Origin of the sequence: Flavobacterium sp., from assembly GCF_046296355.1 — a bacterium.
Classification (GTDB): Bacteria; Bacteroidota; Bacteroidia; order Flavobacteriales; family Flavobacteriaceae; genus Flavobacterium.
Genome location: NZ_JBKBLM010000004.1, coordinates 1 through 17,490 on the forward strand (window position 1 = coordinate 1; position 17,490 = coordinate 17,490).

13 protein-coding genes are annotated in these 17,490 nt (G+C 36.8%); 5 read left to right on the top strand and 8 right to left on the bottom strand.

What is annotated here, in order from left to right:
* The first annotated feature begins 139 nt into the window (after positions 1 to 139).
* Positions 140 to 523, top strand: a complete 384-nt coding sequence (locus ACK4HO_RS03420) for a DUF983 domain-containing protein (RefSeq protein WP_409662590.1) — start codon at positions 140 to 142, stop codon at positions 521 to 523.
* 491 nt (positions 524 to 1,014) lie between these two features.
* On the opposite strand, the gene ACK4HO_RS03425 is transcribed toward ACK4HO_RS03420, so the two are convergent.
* Positions 1,015 to 2,622, bottom strand: coding sequence for a T9SS type A sorting domain-containing protein (locus ACK4HO_RS03425; RefSeq protein WP_409662593.1), 1,608 nt, complete (start codon positions 2,620 to 2,622; stop codon positions 1,015 to 1,017).
* A 253-nt stretch (positions 2,623 to 2,875) separates the two neighbouring features.
* Between ACK4HO_RS03425 and ACK4HO_RS03430 the strand changes: the two genes are divergently transcribed.
* Positions 2,876 to 3,640, top strand: a complete 765-nt coding sequence (locus ACK4HO_RS03430; RefSeq protein WP_409662595.1) for a hypothetical protein — start codon at positions 2,876 to 2,878, stop codon at positions 3,638 to 3,640.
* Positions 3,641 to 4,156: 516 nt separating this feature from the next.
* Here ACK4HO_RS03430 and ACK4HO_RS03435 read toward each other — a convergent pair.
* The 7 genes from ACK4HO_RS03435 to topA form a co-directional block, all read right to left on the bottom strand.
* The gene (locus tag ACK4HO_RS03435; protein WP_409662598.1) at positions 4,157 to 5,203 is read right to left on the bottom strand and encodes an NAD(P)/FAD-dependent oxidoreductase; all 1,047 of its coding nucleotides are present in this window, start codon (positions 5,201 to 5,203) and stop codon (positions 4,157 to 4,159) included.
* Positions 5,204 to 5,270: 67 nt separating this feature from the next.
* Positions 5,271 to 6,185: a gliding motility protein GldN gene (gldN, locus tag ACK4HO_RS03440; protein WP_409662601.1), complete on the bottom strand. Its 915-nt coding sequence runs from the start codon at positions 6,183 to 6,185 to the stop codon at positions 5,271 to 5,273.
* A gap of 46 nt (positions 6,186 to 6,231) precedes the next feature.
* Complete coding sequence (gldM, locus tag ACK4HO_RS03445) at positions 6,232 to 7,767, bottom strand: gliding motility protein GldM (RefSeq protein WP_409662604.1); 1,536 nt, start codon at positions 7,765 to 7,767, stop codon at positions 6,232 to 6,234.
* Between the two features lie 51 nt (positions 7,768 to 7,818).
* The gene (gene gldL, locus ACK4HO_RS03450) at positions 7,819 to 8,451 is read right to left on the bottom strand and encodes a gliding motility protein GldL (protein WP_409662607.1); all 633 of its coding nucleotides are present in this window, start codon (positions 8,449 to 8,451) and stop codon (positions 7,819 to 7,821) included.
* Positions 8,452 to 8,504: 53 nt separating this feature from the next.
* Positions 8,505 to 9,920 (bottom strand): gliding motility lipoprotein GldK, encoded by a 1,416-nt coding sequence (gene gldK / locus ACK4HO_RS03455; protein ID WP_409662610.1) that lies wholly within the window; start codon positions 9,918 to 9,920, stop codon positions 8,505 to 8,507.
* Positions 9,921 to 10,181: 261 nt separating this feature from the next.
* The gene (locus tag ACK4HO_RS03460) at positions 10,182 to 11,333 is read right to left on the bottom strand and encodes a formimidoylglutamase (protein WP_409662613.1); all 1,152 of its coding nucleotides are present in this window, start codon (positions 11,331 to 11,333) and stop codon (positions 10,182 to 10,184) included.
* A gap of 3 nt (positions 11,334 to 11,336) precedes the next feature.
* Positions 11,337 to 13,853, bottom strand: coding sequence for a type I DNA topoisomerase (gene topA / locus ACK4HO_RS03465; protein WP_409662616.1), 2,517 nt, complete (start codon positions 13,851 to 13,853; stop codon positions 11,337 to 11,339).
* A gap of 366 nt (positions 13,854 to 14,219) precedes the next feature.
* Between topA and miaB the strand changes: the two genes are divergently transcribed.
* Genes miaB through ACK4HO_RS03480 form a run of 3 tightly spaced genes read left to right on the top strand, consistent with a single transcriptional unit; the run spans position 14,220 to position 17,490 of the window.
* A complete protein-coding gene (miaB, locus tag ACK4HO_RS03470) occupies positions 14,220 to 15,668 on the top strand; it encodes a tRNA (N6-isopentenyl adenosine(37)-C2)-methylthiotransferase MiaB (RefSeq protein WP_409662619.1) in 1,449 nt (482 codons plus the stop codon).
* Between the two features lie 9 nt (positions 15,669 to 15,677).
* On the top strand, positions 15,678 to 16,940 hold the full coding sequence (locus ACK4HO_RS03475) for a sigma-54 interaction domain-containing protein (RefSeq protein ID WP_409662621.1): 1,263 nt from the start codon (positions 15,678 to 15,680) through the stop codon (positions 16,938 to 16,940).
* A 46-nt stretch (positions 16,941 to 16,986) separates the two neighbouring features.
* Entirely contained in the window at positions 16,987 to 17,490 is a 504-nt protein-coding gene (locus tag ACK4HO_RS03480; RefSeq protein WP_409662624.1) for an LptE family protein, read from the top strand.

Sequence of the window (17,490 nt, forward strand, 5' to 3'; positions counted from 1 at the left end):
CCACCAAACGAAACCGATAAATTGTGTATGTTTAACATAATGATTTGTTACAAAAGTTACAGGTAAAAAGATTGCTATAAAGTACCTTTGTAAACCCGAAGCCCGAGAGCCGTAACTTATAAATTTAAAATTTTTGCAAATGTTAAAAAAAGGATCCAAACTAAATAGTATTTTAACAGGAAGTTGTCCGAAATGTCAAGAAGAAAGCATGTATGTTGACCCAAATCCCTATAACCTGAAAAATATCTACACCATGCACGACAATTGTAGCCATTGCGGACTCCATTATCAAATAGAACCTTCCTTTTTTTATGGCGCTATGTATGTCAGTTATGGATTAACAGTTGGCATCGGTGTCGCGGCTTTTATCATTGCTAAAGTAATTATCGGTTTAACCCTTTTGCAATCTTTTGTAGCCATCATGGTGGCGCTGATTGCATTAATGCCTATAACGGCAAGACTTTCACGCAATATTTACATTAATATTTTTGTGCATTTTGATAAGAATGCGGTTAAGAAGTAGAAGCGAAAGGCTTGGGCATTTTAGGAGTCCATATTCCCGCTGTTCGCGCTACAAGGTAGCTAGCTACCATCTGGGCTAACTAGGTTTTGTCTTCTGCAAAATCAGGATTTCTAACATTTACTTTTCGTCAAACACCGTAGCTGTTTAATCTCGATAAACAACCCATCATGCACAAACCACCCAACCCTTTGTCATTCTGAACGCAGAGAAGAATCACATCATCCTTTGCAAAATCAAAATCCTAAACAATCTCTTTGCGGCAAACACCATAGGTGTTAAATATCGGTAGAAAAAAAATAACGCAATCAATCAAAATCCCGTAGGGATGATATAACAACAATAAAAACCCAATCTCAATCATACCATCCCTAACGGGATTCCCCTATCAATTGTCAAACGGTTTTTACCAACATAAAATCCCTAACGGGATTATTCTAAAAAGAAAACCCCAACTTTCTCAAGTTAGGGTTAAATGGTCTTGTCTAAAAAAATTAATCTTTGATGACTTTAAATACTTTTCTAGCACCTAATTTTGTTTGTATAGTAACAAAATAAACCCCCGATTGACCAACGATAGGTATCTGAAGAGTGCTTAGATTAGAAAAATCATCTTTACTGATGTTCTGTCCTAAAAGGTTACTCACAGTAACAGTAAAATTATCCACTAATGATTCAAAATCAATCGTTATAATTCCATAGGTAGGATTAGGATATAAATTAGCATTTTGCAACACTTCAAAACCGGTTGTAGCCAAATTTTCAGGGTTTAATTTCACTACCCATATATCGTTTTGTCCATGATTCGTTTCAGTAATATCAAAAGAATTTGATGAGTTAGAACCTCCTCCAAGAATAAATGAACCATCAGCTAATTGTGTGACCCACTCTAACCCATCATAGTTGCTACCTCCAATATCTTTTTGCCATTGTATGTTGCCGTTTTCATCAACCTTAACAACCCAAGCGTCATAATCTCCTTTTGTAGCTTCTGTTTTATCCCCCGAAATAGGAGATAAGGTAGTACCTGTGATAATATATCCATTGTCTATACACTGATGTATCTGTGTCAAAGTATCATCATTACTGCCTCCAATTGTTTTCTGCCACATTATTTCACCGGTAGCCGTTAATTTAACAATCCAAAAATCATAAAGCCCTCTGGAATTTTCTGTTTTCAATCCTGATATTGAGGAATTAGACCTACCTCCAACAATATAACCTCCATCGACTGTTTTAATGATAGAAAATGGGCTATCAACACCACTTCCTCCCAAGGTTTTTTGCCATTGTATTACACCATTGACATCAAGTTTAATAATCCAAAAATCACCGGCACCATAACTGTTCTCTGTCTTTTCCCCTGATATATTTGATGTTGACGAGCTAGCAACGATAAAACCATTATCAACGGTTGGTACAATTTTAGTCAAAATATCAAACCCCGAACCTCCGATGGCCTTTTGCCAAATAATATTTCCAGAAATATTCAATTTTAAAATCCATAAATCGGCTCCTCCTCTTGAGGCTTCTGTTTTGTCTCCAGTAATAGAAGATTGAGAGGTCCCTGCAACAACATAGTTACCATCGGTAGTTTCAAAAAAATCAGTTACTGTATCTAATCCTTCTCCTCCCAAGGTTTTATCCCATTGGATGTCTCCATCAGAATTTAAATTTAAAATCCAATAATCATAATCTCCTCTACTGACTTCCGTCTTTTCTCCAGATATATTAGATTCTGAAAATCCTCCAACTAAAACCCTCCCATCAGAGCTTTCAAAAACAGAACTTACTATATCCGTATCAGGACCGAACGTTGTAACAGCCCCTGCACCCATAGTCTTATCCCAGGTAATAGCTCCGTTGACATCTGCTTTTACCATCCAATAGTCATACGACCCTCTAGAGTTTTCGGTTTTATCCCCTGAAATATTAGAATTTGAACTAGCAACTAAAAATAGATTACCATTCTTATAATTAAAGGAATAAAAAGCATCTTCCATATTATTGCCTCCAATCAATTTCTGCCACGCAATCATAGGTGCTTGTGAAAAAGAATGTAAAGAATACAAACATAAAAATAAGGAGATTACTTTTTTCATATCGTAAATCTATTAAATATAAATAGTAAGAGAAGGTCTTTTGATAGCCGCAATTACAAACGCAGTCATACTATACTGTATTGCTTTTTGCCATATCTACAAGCTTATAAACCAATTACGTATAAAACAAAGCTAAAGAAAAAAACCAAAACTTTAACAAAACTTTAAAACTTATCTCACAAACTTTGGCAAACCATTTGCAAAGGGTTTTGTGCGAAATAGTTCGCATGTAATCTATTAATACCTTAAAATTATGAGTTCAAATTCAGAAGTAAGTTACGGAGCACGTATCGGTAACGCAGAAAAATTAGTAGCTGCATTACAAAATTTCAACGGCTATGTTCCGGTAAAACCGGAGTACAGTATCAACAATTACAGTACGCTAATCACTGAAATCAAAAGTGAAAACAACACCGTAGCCACCAACAAGCAAAGCTATTCCCTAGCGGTTGACAATAGGCAAAGAATATTTGACACAGGGGATGATTCCATCAAAAAATTGTTATCTCCTATAAACGGCGCCATTAAAGTGATCTACGGCAGAACCGCCAAAGAAGCCACCGATGCAGCTGCCATCATCGCCAAAATAAGAGGAGCCAATATCAAAAAATCTGCTTCCACTACTCCCAACGAAGAAACCGTAAGCCAGTCTTACCAGTCCTATAACTCCAAAGTACAATTCTTCTCCGACTTAATCGTAAACCTTACCAATTTCGGAAACAATTATACCCCGGCAAACACCACACTTACAGTACCGGCCCTAACAGCCAAATACAACAGTGCCGTTACCGCCAATGCCGAAGTAATGAACACCTTCACCCAATTCGCCCAGGCAAACACCGTCCGTATTACAAAATACGACCTCCTCTCCCAAACAGCCATAAGAATAAAAAGACAGCGTAAAAGCCCAATACGGCTTCAACTCCACAGAATACTTACTAATAAAAGGGTTGAAAATATAGCCAGATGGCGCGGATTTAAAATCCGTGCCCATTTAAAAACAAAAAGCCTGATATAAACAATCAGGCTTTTTTATTATTCATTTTTCCCCTCTCAAAAAGTAAATCCCGAAACTTTGCAACGCTGCGACCCTTGCGTAAAAAACTTTGCGCTCTTTGCGGTTAAAAAAATTGTAATCACCATAAGAAACAACTCTTACTTATTGTTAAGCCTATCTTGTCTATTGTTAAGCCTATCTTGCTTATTGTTAAACCTATCTTGTCTATTGTTAAGCCTATCTTGCTTATTGTTGAGCCTATCTTGTCTATTGTTAAGCCTATCTTGTCAATTGTTGAACCTATCTTGCTTATTGTTAAGCCTATCTTGTCGATTGTTGAACCAATCTTGCTTATTGTTAAGCCTATCCCTGCCTGCCGGCAGGCAGGTTGTCGATTGTTGAGTCACCCAAATGCCTTTTGCCTGTTGCCTTATGCCTAGTTAACCCTACATTGTCGATTGCACAGTCATACAAGCCAGTCTCAATACCACACTAATGCCTATTGCCTATTGCCTTATGCCTAGTTAAAAAGAAAAACTACTTGGCTAAACCATACCTTCTAATATCAGCCGACTTATCCAAAGCCTTTCCGTTTTCAATATAATCATATAAATCCAAAGCCATTGCCGGTGCCAGCATTACACCTCGTGTGCCAAGACCATTCAAAATATGTAGATTTTTATGCAAATGATGTGTTCCCAAAAGAGGTCTTCTGTCTTTCACCGTTGGTCGCACTCCTGCAAAATGGTCAATAATTTCAAAATCACAAGTCAGGATTTCTTTGATTCGGTCAATGAGTTCTTGTTTGCCTTCTTCAGTTGGCAAATCGGTTTTGTCTCCCCAGTTATAAGTAGCACCCACTTTAAAAAGGTCATTCCCCAATGGCAAAATAAACACGCTTGTATTCACAATCACATCCAAATCTAATTTGGGTGCTTTAATGATGAATAATTCCCCTTTCGTACCATCAAGCGGCAAATGTTTAAAAAACGGATTAGCGTGCATCCCAAAGCCTTCAGCAAAGACAATATGTTTCGCTTTTAAGTTTTGGTACCGAAGATTGTCGTCTAAAACTTCTAATTCGCTGTAATCAAAAGCACTTTCAACTAATAAATCAAGATTTCTCAAATAAGCATGATACTGATTTAATAACACTTCGGTATCTACATAACCAGTATGCAAAACTTCGCCATAACCAAAAGGAGCATCAATGCCTGAATATTGCTTATGCACAATTTCCGTCGAAAGAAATGGTGTCAAAGCCGGCTTATCCGAAGCAGCAAACCAATTGTTTTGCTCTTCTATTGAGAAAAACTTTCTGTAAATGGGCAATTTAAAATCAACTTGAGTATTTAGTTTAGCTTCTATTCTTTGATAAAAGATATCAGCTAATTCTAATTGTTCATTGGCATTCCAAACTTGACTAAATCTTTTTAAGATAACCGGATTATACAAACCACCGGCAATTTTGGAAGAGTTCTGCGAATGGTTGTCAAAAACCACAAAGGATTTATGGTTTTGCAAAAGGGTTTCTGCAAAAGCAATTCCCGCCAAACCTGAACCAACTATGATATAATCAAGCATAATGATAAACTAAAAAAAACTCTCACCGTAAAGATGAGAGTTTTTATATTGTAATAGAAATTATTTCTTAGTAATTCCACATATCCGATTCAAAGCTACGAATCTTTTCTTTTATACGCTCTGCTTCCAAAAGTTGCATTTGAGAATTGTCTTTCATGTACTGTTGAATTTCTCTGTCACCGTATACATTCTCTTCCTTGTAAATCTCACCGCTAAACCTACGGGAATTCAACAAGTGATCAAAGGTAATCGGCATCGCGGAATTCTTATCATTGAAAGCTTTGGCCTCATGCAAAATATCTCTTACCGCAGGGAAATAAACCCAGAATAAATCAATAACGTCTGCATTTTCATTACCTGCTTCTTTTGCCTCAGGTGTTACAGGACAAAGCGCTAAAAGTCTATATTTCAATTCACCTTGACGTTTGTCAAAATACCAATAGCCTTTAATTTTGTAACCTGAAATATAACTGGCATCCAACTCTTTTTTATTGATATACTGTGGATCTAATACTTTTGCACCAGATTTATATTCATCAATAAAGTTGTTATACTCATCTATACCGGCTGGAATAGTATCAATATATGTAAAAGAAGACTCCATATCTTTAAATGATTTTTTCGAATTGAAATAATCATCACCATATACTTCGGTAATCTTACCGCTTTTGATATTTTTAACCAAAACATCAAATAGTGATCTTCTTTCTTTTCCAACAAAATTAGTGTCTATTGGATAATACAATGGAAAATTAATTCTTTCATCAACATCCACAAACTCCCAAATGGTTTTACCCATCAATACATCTCTGTCGTGCACATAACCATAAGGTAATGGTTTGTCGTTGTCAGAAATTAACTGAGCAGGCGTTTTCTTTCCAATCTCATCCGGAGTTTTGGAATTCAACAAGTTTGACTGAGCAAAAGTTGAAGCACTAATTGCTACTGCAAAAACTACTGATAAAAGATTTCTAATTTTCATAATTATTATAATATAAGTTATTTAAGTAGGTTTTTATCAACTTAAATTATTGTATTTCGTAAATTACCGGTGCAGCTGTTTGGGTCTTAATAGACTGACCAGATATTTTAGACTTAATATCTGAAATAGTTACTTGATCTCCTTTTGCTGCTCTGGTCAAAGCTGCGGCACATTGAGCATTAACTCTGTTTCCGTTTACAATGATTGCTGGTTGACCTGGCACTTTAAAAGTAAACTGAGTTACTTCAAAGGTTAAGTCGTATAAGAAATCAGGTAAAACAGCTGTAATTTGTGATACTTGTAAACGTTGTTTTGCACCTTTAGTTACTCCAGTTGATCCTGCAATTGCACCAAGTGGAGCTGGGATATTCTTAATTCTGAATACTTTTTTGTCTGAAACAGATTTACCGTCAGCCATTTTACCGGTTGCAGTTACAATAACTTCAGTACCTGAACCAGGATTTAAGTTGTATTTGCCTTTCCCTGCAGGAGATAATCCAGGAGCAGAAGCAGTAACATCACTTTCAGGAATACCTGCGAATGAGATTGTCATTGGGTTTGGTAAACCTCTATATACTACATTCATTTTATCAGCAGAAATATTAGCTGAATTTGGACGAGGGACTACAACATATTTTCCTTCGAATTTCAATGGCACCGGTTTTCCGTCTTCCATGAATGAGAACGTACCGTTAATGGTTTTTTCTCCAACACCACCAGCCGTCATGGAGATAACTGCTTGACCGTTTTCGATTTTACCCGGACCAGAGAAACTGGTTGGTACTGTGTTAGCGTCATATTTACCTAATACCACTTTACCTTTAACTGTTTCACCTTCAAAGAATACATTCTTTTCTAAAATTACCATTGCTTGGAAATTTTTCAAAGAAGCCGCTTGTGCTATAGTGTTTCCAATTAATGCATTGTAGATGTCTTGCTCAGTAGCTTGAACATCATTTTGCATACTAGTCAACTTTGCAATAGAAGCAATTGCAGGGAAACCTTCAAAGTGGTAAGATAAGTATTTCTTTGAAACACCATCTTGATCTTTAACATCTCCTAAATTAAACTTCTCGTTGATTTTATTAACGATAATTTGGTATTTCACATCATTACCAAAAACTGCCGTTACATCTTTTTTATATTTTTCAATTTTTGAGATGATTTCATTTCCTTTTGCAGAGTATTTATCACCTTCAAACCAATTTTCATCGATGTAACCACCTTTGTCCATTGCTTCGTATGGCAACTTGCCATTCTCTTCTCTATCAAATTCTTTAGAAACATCATTCTTGATGGCACCTAAATAATCATAAAGTTCTTTCGAAATAGCTTTAACTTGATTTGCTTTGTCTAAAGGACCTTTGAAACGAGTAGGATCATCTTCAGCTTTTTGCTCTAACGTTCCTAATAAACTTGTATTATACTCTTCAGAGAATTTATTTACGCCTTCAAATTTTTCGTTCATCAAACCAAAAGCCGTTAATACTTCTTTCGACATGTTTAATGCCAACATCGCGATGAAAACCAAGTACATTAGGTTAATCATCTTCTGTCTAGGGGTTAGTTTTCCTCCTGCCATTTTTTCTAATTAGTTAGTGTTTTGTTAATAAAAATATAGTTCAAAAACTAATTATCCTTTGTTACTCATAGCAGATAACATACCACCGTATACATTGTTTAATGTAGACAAGTTAGATGTTAAAGATTGCATTTGATCTTTTAATTTTAGGTTGTTTTCAGCAACTTCGTTGTTGATTTGAGCGTTTCTTTCAGCACTTTGTAACTGCACTTGGTATAAACCATTTAAAGTTTCCATGTTGGCAGCTGCCTTTGTCATCTCTTCAGCATATTTCTTTTGTCCTGCCATAGCATCTACCGTTGGAGAAATTGATTTGGCTGCACCTTCGAAGTTTTTAATACTGTTTCCTAAGCTTTCCATTAATTGGCCATCAATTTTAGCTTCTTTCAACATAGCGTCTAATTTTTGAGACAATAAACCTTGAGCATCCTTTGCCTCTTCTTTTTTACCTCTTTCTTTTGCTTCTCCCCCTGCTAATTCTGGATATACTAATGACCAGTCTAATTCTTTATCTACCGGATCAAAAGCTGACAAACCGAAGATTAATGCCTCAACTGAAAGCCCAATGATAAGCATTAAACTTGCTCCAGTCCAGTGTTGTATTTTGAATAGTGCTCCGATGATTACAACCGCCGCTCCCATCCCGTAAGCGAAATTCATTGCTTTTTTGCTTAATAATGCCATAATAATAAAAATTTTAGTTAGTTAAGTTAAATATAATTAAGTTGGTTTTGAAATTACTTTTTAGGTGCTTTACCATTTTTAGTTACTTGAGTTCCCATGTAATCTTGTACAGTTCTGAAACCGATATAACTTCTTGCAGTATCAGCATATTCAAAATCTCTAGTTCCTACTTGTAAAAAGTAAGCTACGTCTTTCCAAGATCCACCACGAACAACTTTTCTCATGTTTTTTGAATCACCAACAGTAGGGTTCATCGTAGAAACATATTCGTAAGCAGCAGCATCATAAGATGAATCTGTCCATTCTGCAACGTTTCCAGACATGTTATACAAATTGTATCCGTTAGGCTCGTATGATTTTGCTTCAACTGTATATAAAGCTTGATCAGCTGCATAATCTCCTCTGTTTGGTTTGAAGTTTGCCAAGAAACAACCTCTGTCATTTTTAGCATATGGACCACCCCAAGGATAAGTTGCTGATTCTAAACCACCTCTGGCGGCATATTCCCATTCTGCCTCTGTCGGCAATCTGAATGAGTTGATTAAATCAGGTCTGTTTTTCTTCTTTTTTGACTTAATGTATGAATTCTTGTTTAATGTTCTCCATGCACAAAACGCTTTAGCTTGTTTCCAAGTAACCCCTACTACAGGATATTCGCCATAAGCTTGGTGCCAGAAATAATCATTATGCATTGGCTCGTTGTAAGAATATGCAAAGTCTTTAATCCAAACAGTTGTGTCAGGATAAACTTCTTGTTGCTCAGTTCTGATGAACGAACTTCTTTTTCCTACTTTTGCTTTAGCTGCAGCTTGAATATCCATCCAAGAATATCTGAACTTTAATTTTCTCACATCAACAGTTCTAAGACCATTAAATGATTCCGCTACCGGCAAATACATGGTATCCATTACTTCTGAATAGTATTCATCAGGATATTTGCTGGTATCTTTAATAAGTTTAACTTTTTTATTCAATCTTCTACCTGCATATGGATCATCATCAGTCCCAACACTGTAATAATTCTCATACATGTATTTATCATAAGGCGTCATCTTTGCAGGATCTTTGTCATCAAAGGCAAAATCACCAATACTACCACCTTTTCCGCCTTTACCACCCTTACCTGTTGAAGTTTGTCCAACTTCATCGGCAAGTATAGCCAAACGAACTCTGATTGTAGAATCTTTAACCCACTCCACAAACTGACGATATTCACTGTTAGTTATTTCAGTTTCATCCATGTAGAATGATCTAACCGTTACTGTTTTAGTTGGGGCGTCTTGTACATTAGCTAAATCATCATCAGATTTACCCATAATGTATGCTCCACCCGGAATTAAAGTCATACCAAATGGCTTCTCAGGATGCCATTTCTTTCCTTTAACTCCTACTAACTCACCTTTGTCGCTTGACCGTCCACAGCTCGTTAATAAAGCTAAAACTGATGCGAATGCAATGACCTTCTTCATATAAATTGGGGTTATTTGAATGTTTTATTTTTAAGGGCGTAAACCTATTTATTATTTTTCAAAAAAGCAATTAAATAGTATTAAATTTTACCATACTATTTTTAAACATAGACTTTCACTTTCCAAAAATAGAATTTAAAATGCTATTAAAAAAATATTTTATCGACAAAATACACTTTTTATCTGATAAAATACACTTTTTAATACATTTTGTAAGTATTTGTGTATGTATGTGCTTCTTTTTTTATTTATTTTTTAAAATTAAATACTGTTTTTTCGTTGTGCTTTCCACCATCTTTCCGGTATTTCATGATTACAAGCAGCTAAATATTCATCATGCGAACAAGGTAATAACGTATTTTTTTTCAATTTATTGTGTTGCCCCGAAAAAAAGTTTATTTCTATCCACCATCTGTCGGTTTTATTGCTTTTATAAAAAACCAATTCTTCATTTTCCAAAGGAACGATATATTTTAAATAATGCTCTTTGGTACCAAATGGATATTCATTAGAACGATAATTAACACCTTCTGTAAAATACCAAATCATTTGAGCAATCAACACTGCTTCTTCTTTAATATTGTTGTGATTAAATATACCTAATGAACTTACTTTATCACTTATACCGGCATATCTAGATAGGCTACAGATTTCTTTTCCATCAAAGCCGTTTGGAGTAAAGTTAATTAAATTTCCTGAATCTGAGGACTTTACAGAATTTAAATCTATACTAACAATGTCTGCATCGCGGAAAACAGGCTCAGACAAAGCAATATTGTTGGAAATTTCTCCCAATCTGTAAGCATCAAAATACAATTTTTCGATCAAATCGATCTCTTCCTGCGAGTTATAATAGGTTTGGAAACCAATATTACTAAAGTTAAACAGGTTATTCGGCTCGTCTAAGATGATTTTAGACAAATAAGAACCTGAAGAAATACCTTCTTCTTGTTTACCAATATCGAACTTCTTGTCAATAGAAACCAAATTGACCATTTGCTCCAAACTGTCGTAAGCTCTGTACAAAGGATAAGTCAAGTCTTGTGTTCCGCCAATAATTACCGGAATTACTCCTTTGCGAATTAATTTGGCAGCAACCTTTTGCAAGGCAAAAAAAGTGTCTTCTAAGGAATTACCTGGAAGTATATCACCTAAATCTGCCATAGAGCTTTGCCAATTGCCCGGAAACAAACTGTACAATTCTTTGCGAATGGCATTCAGATTGACTTCCTCAAAAACTTTTACATCACCTCTGTTTTCTAAAACGCCAACAATAGCAATCTTAATCTTATCGGTATCCGGAAATTCTTTATCTGTATGAAATGCAACTTTACTGCCCAAGTGTTGAGATGACAATGCCTTTACATATTGTATAATCTCAGAATCAACGGGTGAAAGAAAATCGAATTCCATAGTTTATTTCTTTTTAGCAGGTGATTTTTTTGCAGTAGTTTTTTTAGCAGCCGGTTTTTTTGCAGCAGTTTTCTTTTCAGGTGTTTTCTTGGCAATCATTTCCTGAACTTGTTCCAAAGTCAATTTGGAAGCATCAATATCTTTATTCAATTCGATTTTGATTTTACCTTTAGTAATCACCGATTTTCCCCAACGGGCTTTTTCCACCAAAATTCCTTCTTCCTTCCAATTGTGGATTACTTTATCGATGTCTTTTTGCAACTTCTCTTCAATCAATTCGGCCACATCTGATTGTGACAAATTATCAAAGTTGTATTTTTTATTAACATTGATAAATATGCCGTTCCATTTTAAGAATGGTCCAAAACGACCTACGCCTTTTTGAACATCCATGTCTTTATAAACCGCAATTGGCGCATCGGCTTTGGCTTTGTCATCAATTAATTCCTGTGCACGAACCATGGTTACATCCAAAGGATCTTCGCCTCTAGGCAAGGAAATAAATTGTTTTCCGAAACGAACATACGGTCCGAAACGACCATTGCTCACTTCTATTTCTTCGCCTTTGTATTCGCCCAAGTTCTTTGGTAACAAGAATAAATTCAACGCTTCTTCTAAAGTAATATTACCAATATTTTGCTCCTGACGCAAACTCGCAAATTGCTTTTCTTCATCTTCGGCATCGCCAATTTGAGCCATCGGACCAAATTTCCCTAAACGAACCGATACCGGTTTGCCTGTTTTTGGGTCGGTACCCAATATTCTCTCTCCGCTTTCACGGTCAGCATTTTTCTCTACTTCAACCACATTAGGATGGAACTTATTGTAGAAATCCTGCATCATTTTGGCCCAATCGATATTTCCTTCGGCGATTTCGTCAAAATCTTGCTCCACTTTCGCTGTGAAATTATAATCTAAAATTGCCGCAAAGTTTTTAACCAAAAAGTCATTTACAATGGTTCCAATATCTGTTGGTACCAATTTTCCTTTATCGGAACCGGTGTTCTCCTTTAAAATCTTTTCGTCCACTTTGCTTTCTTTCAACGTCAGCTGAACATATTTTCTTTCTACACCTTCTAGGTTTCCTTTTTCAACATAGTTTCTATTGATGATAGTAGAAATCGTTGGTGCATACGTTGAAGGACGACCAATACCCAATTCTTCCAATTTCTTTACCAAAGAAGCTTCTGTATATCTTGATGCCGGACGAGTATATCTCTCGGTTGCTGTAATATTGTTGTTGGCCAATTTTTCATTGACTTTCAACGCCGGCAACATGCCTTCTTGTTCTTCATCGTCATCGTCGCTTCCTTCTAAGTATACTTTTAAGAAACCTTCAAATTTGATTACTTCTCCTGTAGCTTGGAAAACTTCTGAATGGTTATTGGCTTCAATTTTTACGTTGGTTCTTTCCAATTCAGCATCGCTCATTTGTGACGCCAAAGTTCTTTTCCAAATCAATTCGTATAAACGGGCTTGGTCTCTTTCTACATTCACAGTGTGACGCGACATGTCTGTTGGACGGATTGCTTCGTGGGCTTCTTGAGCGCCTTTTGATTTGGTATTGAAATTTCTCGGTTTGCTGAATTCCGCTCCGTAGTAACTGGTGATTTCTGCTTGAGCCGCGGCTTGTGCTTCTTGCGAAAGGTTCACACTATCCGTTCTCATATAAGTAATGAGTCCCGCTTCGTACAAACGTTGCGCGATTTGCATGGTAATACCAACGGGTAAATATAATTTTCTGGCTGCTTCCTGTTGCAACGTTGATGTTGTAAACGGTGCGGCCGGTGTTTTCTTGGTGGGTTTGGTTTCTAAATCGGCTACTTTATAAGCAGAACCGATGTTTTTTTGCAAAAAGTCTTCTGCTTCTTTTTTGGTGGCGAAGTTTTTCGGCAGTTTGGCTTTCAACACTTTTCCGGCTTCATTCGTGAATTCGGCTGTAACGGAATAAGAAGCTACGGCTTTGAACTCTTGGATCTCTCTTTCGCGTTCAACAATTAATCTAACCGATACGGATTGAACACGTCCGGCAGACAAACCGCCTTTTACTTTTTTCCATAAGACCGGAGACAATTCGTAACCAACTAAACGGTCTAAAACTCTTCGGGCTTGTTGGGCATTGACTAAATTATAATCAATTCCGCGTGGGTTTTCAATCGCTTTTTGAATCGCGGTTTTGGTGATTTCGTGGAAAACAATTCTTTTGGTTTTGTTTTTGTCTAATTTTAATTCTTCCGCCAAGTGCCAAGAAATGGCTTCTCCTTCGCGGTCCTCATCGGAAGCCAGCCAAACCATTTCGGCATTTTTGGCTAATCCTTTTAATTTGGTGACCAAAGCTTTTTTATCGGAGGAGACTTCATATTTAGGTTTAAAACCATTCTCAACATCTACTCCAATTTCTTTGGAAGGCAAGTCGGCAATGTGCCCGTAACTCGACTCTACTTGGTAATCACTACCCAGAAATTTTTCGATTGTTTTTGCCTTTGCCGGCGACTCCACGATAACTAAATTCTTTGCCATATCCCGTTTGTTTCTGCGGACAAAAGTAAACGTTTTTTTTAAAATACCGATTTAGTGTAATTTTTTAACGATGATTGACTCAAAAAAGTTGGATTTACACCTTAATATAATATGCTGTTTTTTACCATTATTTTGAATTAAAATTCCCAACACAAAAGACGCCAACTCATTAGCCCCGATTGCAGAGGAAATCAACTTTGTCAAAGTTTTGAACTTTGACAAAGTTATTGCAACGGAAAGCGGGAACACGGATTCCAAGCGCGCCCAAACCTCTCGCTCCAAAACTTTTGTTAAACCATCTCTGCCATCTTGTCATATTTTATAATTTAGTATTATCTTTGCTCTCCCGAAAGCGAAACATTAGATATGGAAAAGGAAATTGACGAGAAAAAACAAGGTACCAGTATGGTGCTGGAATATAAAGAAGGCAATACTAAAAAACTATTTATAGAAAGCTATGGCTGTGCGATGAATTTTTCGGACAGTGAGATTGTGGCTTCTATTTTGACCGAACAAGGTTATAATACGACTCAGAATTTGGAGGAAGCCGACTTGGTTTTGGTAAACACTTGTTCCATCCGAGACAAAGCAGAGCAAACCGTGAGAAAGCGTTTGGAGAAATACAATGCGGTAAAACGCAGTATCAATCCGGGCATGAAAGTGGGTGTTTTGGGTTGCATGGCGGAACGTTTGAAAGACCAATTTTTGGTTCAGGAAAAAATAGTAGACATGGTCGTTGGCCCTGATGCTTACAAGGATTTACCGAATCTTTTGAAAGAAGTAGACGAAGGTCGAGATGCGATTAATGTTATCCTTTCTAAAGATGAAACTTATGGCGATATTTCACCGGTTCGTTTGAACAGTAACGGCGTGAATGCTTTTGTTTCGATTACGCGTGGCTGTGACAATATGTGTACGTTTTGCGTAGTGCCTTTTACCCGCGGACGTGAGCGTAGCCGTGAGCCACAAAGCATTTTAGAAGAAATCCAAGATTTGTGGAACAGAGGTTTTAAAGAAGTTTGTCTTTTGGGTCAAAATGTCGACAGTTACCTTTGGTATGGCGGCGGTTTGAAAAAAGATTTCGACAAAGCCACTGAAATGCAAAAAGCGACAGCCACTGATTTTGCGCAATTATTAGAACAATGTGCGATTGCTTTCCCGAAAATGCGTTTCCGTTTTTCGACATCGAATCCTCAAGATATGCATGAAGAAGTGTTACATGTGATTGCAAAATATGACAACGTTTGCAATTATATTCACTTACCTGTTCAGAGCGGAAGTACCAGAATTTTAAAAGAAATGAACCGCCAACACACCCGTGAAGAATACATGGCGTTGGTGGATAAAATCAAAAGAATTATACCGGATTGTTCGATTTCTCAAGATATGATTTCAGGTTTCCCAACCGAAACCGAAGAAGATCACCAAGATACATTGAGTTTGATGGAATATGTCGAATATGATTTCGGTTATATGTTTGCTTATTCAGAAAGACCCGGAACTTTGGCAGCAAGAAAAATGGAAGACGATGTTCCGGAAGAAGTAAAGAAAAGACGTTTACAAGACATAGTAGACTTACAACAAATACTAAGCGAAAAGCGAACCAAACGTTTCTTGGGACAAACAGTAGAAATTTTGATTGAAAAAGAATCGAAGAAATCCGATAAACATTGGAGCGGGAGAAACTCTGAAAATATGGTGACCGTTTTCCCGAAAGGTGATTACAAAGTTGGTGATTTCGTTATGGTTAAAATAAGCGATTGTACAACAGCCACTTTGATTGGTGAAGCGGTTGGATACAGCGAAATGAATTAATAATTATAAATGGAATCAGTTCAAAACATAAAACAACGCTTTGAGATTATCGGGAATGACCCGAAACTCAATCGCGCCATAGAAAAAGCGATTCAGGTTGCTCCTACTGATATTTCTGTATTGGTTGTGGGTGAAAGTGGTGTTGGTAAAGAAAGCATTCCTAGAATTATCCATTCGCTTTCACATAGAAAACACGGGAAATACATCGCGGTAAACTGTGGTGCGATTCCCGAAGGAACCATTGACAGTGAATTATTCGGACACGAAAAAGGTGCTTTTACCGGTGCCAATAACGCCCGTGAAGGTTATTTTGAAGTAGCCGATGGCGGAACGATTTTCCTGGATGAAGTAGGTGAATTACCGCTGACAACACAAGTGCGTTTGTTGCGTGTTTTGGAAAATGGAGAGTTTATTAAAGTCGGTTCCTCGCAAGTGCAAAAAACGAATGTTAGAATTGTAGCTGCGACGAATGTGAATATGTTTGATGCCATTGAAAAAGGCAAATTCCGTGAGGATTTGTATTATAGATTGAGTACTGTTGATATTCCTTTGCCGCCGTTGCGCGACAGAAAAGACGATATTCATTTATTGTTTAGAAAATTTGCTGCTGATTTTGCACACAAATACAAAATGCCACCGATAAGATTGAGCGACGATGCCGTTCAATTTTTACAAAAATACCGTTGGAGTGGCAACATCCGCCAGTTGCGTAACGTTGCTGAACAGATTTCGGTTTTGGAAACCAACCGTGACATTTCGTTAGCAACTTTACAATCCTATCTTCCTGTAGAAGGCAGCAATTTGCCTTCGGTGATTAGCGGAAAGAAATCGGATACTGATTTTTCGACGGAAAGAGACATTTTGTACAAAGTCCTTTTCGACATGAAAAGCGATTTGAATGATTTGAAAAAACTGACTTTGGAACTGATGAAAAACGGCGCTAAATTACAGGATATCAATCCGAGTTTGATTCAAAAAGTCTATGGCGCCAAAGAAAACGAAAGCGAAATTTCGTTTGAAGAAACCCCGAGAGTCAATGTAATTCCGACGCAAAGTCAAGCACACCAAGAAGAATTCGAAGAGGATGATGATCAAAATTACCTTGATGCAGAAACGGTGGAAGAAGAAGAAATATTGAAATTAGAGCAAAAAGAAATTGAGCTCATCAAAAAATCATTGGAACGCCACAAAGGCAAACGAAAAGCGGCCGCAGATGAATTGGGAATTTCAGAAAGAACTTTGTACCGAAAAATTAAGCAGTTTGATTTGTAAAATAATTGGACAATAAAAACCGAAAAAGAATATCTTTGGAATCGAGATGAAAAACACAAAATACATTTTACTTTTAATAATCGCCATCAGCCTTAACAGTTGTTCGCACTATAACTTTACAGGAACCGGAAAGATTGATGCCAAGACATTTCAGGTAAATTATTTTCAAAATTCTGCCGAATTAGTCGAGCCGGGAATTGAAAGAACCTTCACTTTGCGATTGCAGGATTTGATTCAGAATCAAACCAATTTGAATTTGACGAATTCCAACGGCGATTTGATGTACGAAGGAGAAATTACCGATTACCGAATTACTCCAATGACCGCAACAGCCGATCAGAAAGCAGCCCAAAACCGCTTAACAGTTAGAGTAAATGTTCGTTTTACAAACAAAAATAAAGAAACGGATAACTTTGAAAAGTCATTCTCCTTTTTCTACGATTACAGCGGAGACAGCCAATTGGTTGGTTCGCAATTAACCGAAGCTTTAGACGTGATTTTTGAAAGAATTACCCAAGATATTTTTAATGAATCCTTGGCTAAATGGTAA

What these genes read in the sequence shown, in the direction of transcription:
- ACK4HO_RS03420 (WP_409662590.1), top strand. Translation starts at nt 140, where the DNA reads ATGTTAAAAAAAGGATCCAAACTAAATAGTATTTTAACAGGAAGTTGT.
- ACK4HO_RS03425 (WP_409662593.1), bottom strand. Translation starts at nt 2,622, where the DNA reads ATGAAAAAAGTAATCTCCTTATTTTTATGTTTGTATTCTTTACATTCT.
- ACK4HO_RS03430 (WP_409662595.1), top strand. Translation starts at nt 2,876, where the DNA reads ATGAGTTCAAATTCAGAAGTAAGTTACGGAGCACGTATCGGTAACGCA.
- ACK4HO_RS03435 (WP_409662598.1), bottom strand. Translation starts at nt 5,203, where the DNA reads ATGCTTGATTATATCATAGTTGGTTCAGGTTTGGCGGGAATTGCTTTT.
- gldN (WP_409662601.1), bottom strand. Translation starts at nt 6,185, where the DNA reads ATGAAAATTAGAAATCTTTTATCAGTAGTTTTTGCAGTAGCAATTAGT.
- gldM (WP_409662604.1), bottom strand. Translation starts at nt 7,767, where the DNA reads ATGGCAGGAGGAAAACTAACCCCTAGACAGAAGATGATTAACCTAATG.
- gldL (WP_409662607.1), bottom strand. Translation starts at nt 8,451, where the DNA reads ATGGCATTATTAAGCAAAAAAGCAATGAATTTCGCTTACGGGATGGGA.
- gldK (WP_409662610.1), bottom strand. Translation starts at nt 9,920, where the DNA reads ATGAAGAAGGTCATTGCATTCGCATCAGTTTTAGCTTTATTAACGAGC.
- ACK4HO_RS03460 (WP_409662613.1), bottom strand. Translation starts at nt 11,333, where the DNA reads ATGGAATTCGATTTTCTTTCACCCGTTGATTCTGAGATTATACAATAT.
- topA (WP_409662616.1), bottom strand. Translation starts at nt 13,853, where the DNA reads ATGGCAAAGAATTTAGTTATCGTGGAGTCGCCGGCAAAGGCAAAAACA.
- miaB (WP_409662619.1), top strand. Translation starts at nt 14,220, where the DNA reads ATGGAAAAGGAAATTGACGAGAAAAAACAAGGTACCAGTATGGTGCTG.
- ACK4HO_RS03475 (WP_409662621.1), top strand. Translation starts at nt 15,678, where the DNA reads ATGGAATCAGTTCAAAACATAAAACAACGCTTTGAGATTATCGGGAAT.
- ACK4HO_RS03480 (WP_409662624.1), top strand. Translation starts at nt 16,987, where the DNA reads ATGAAAAACACAAAATACATTTTACTTTTAATAATCGCCATCAGCCTT.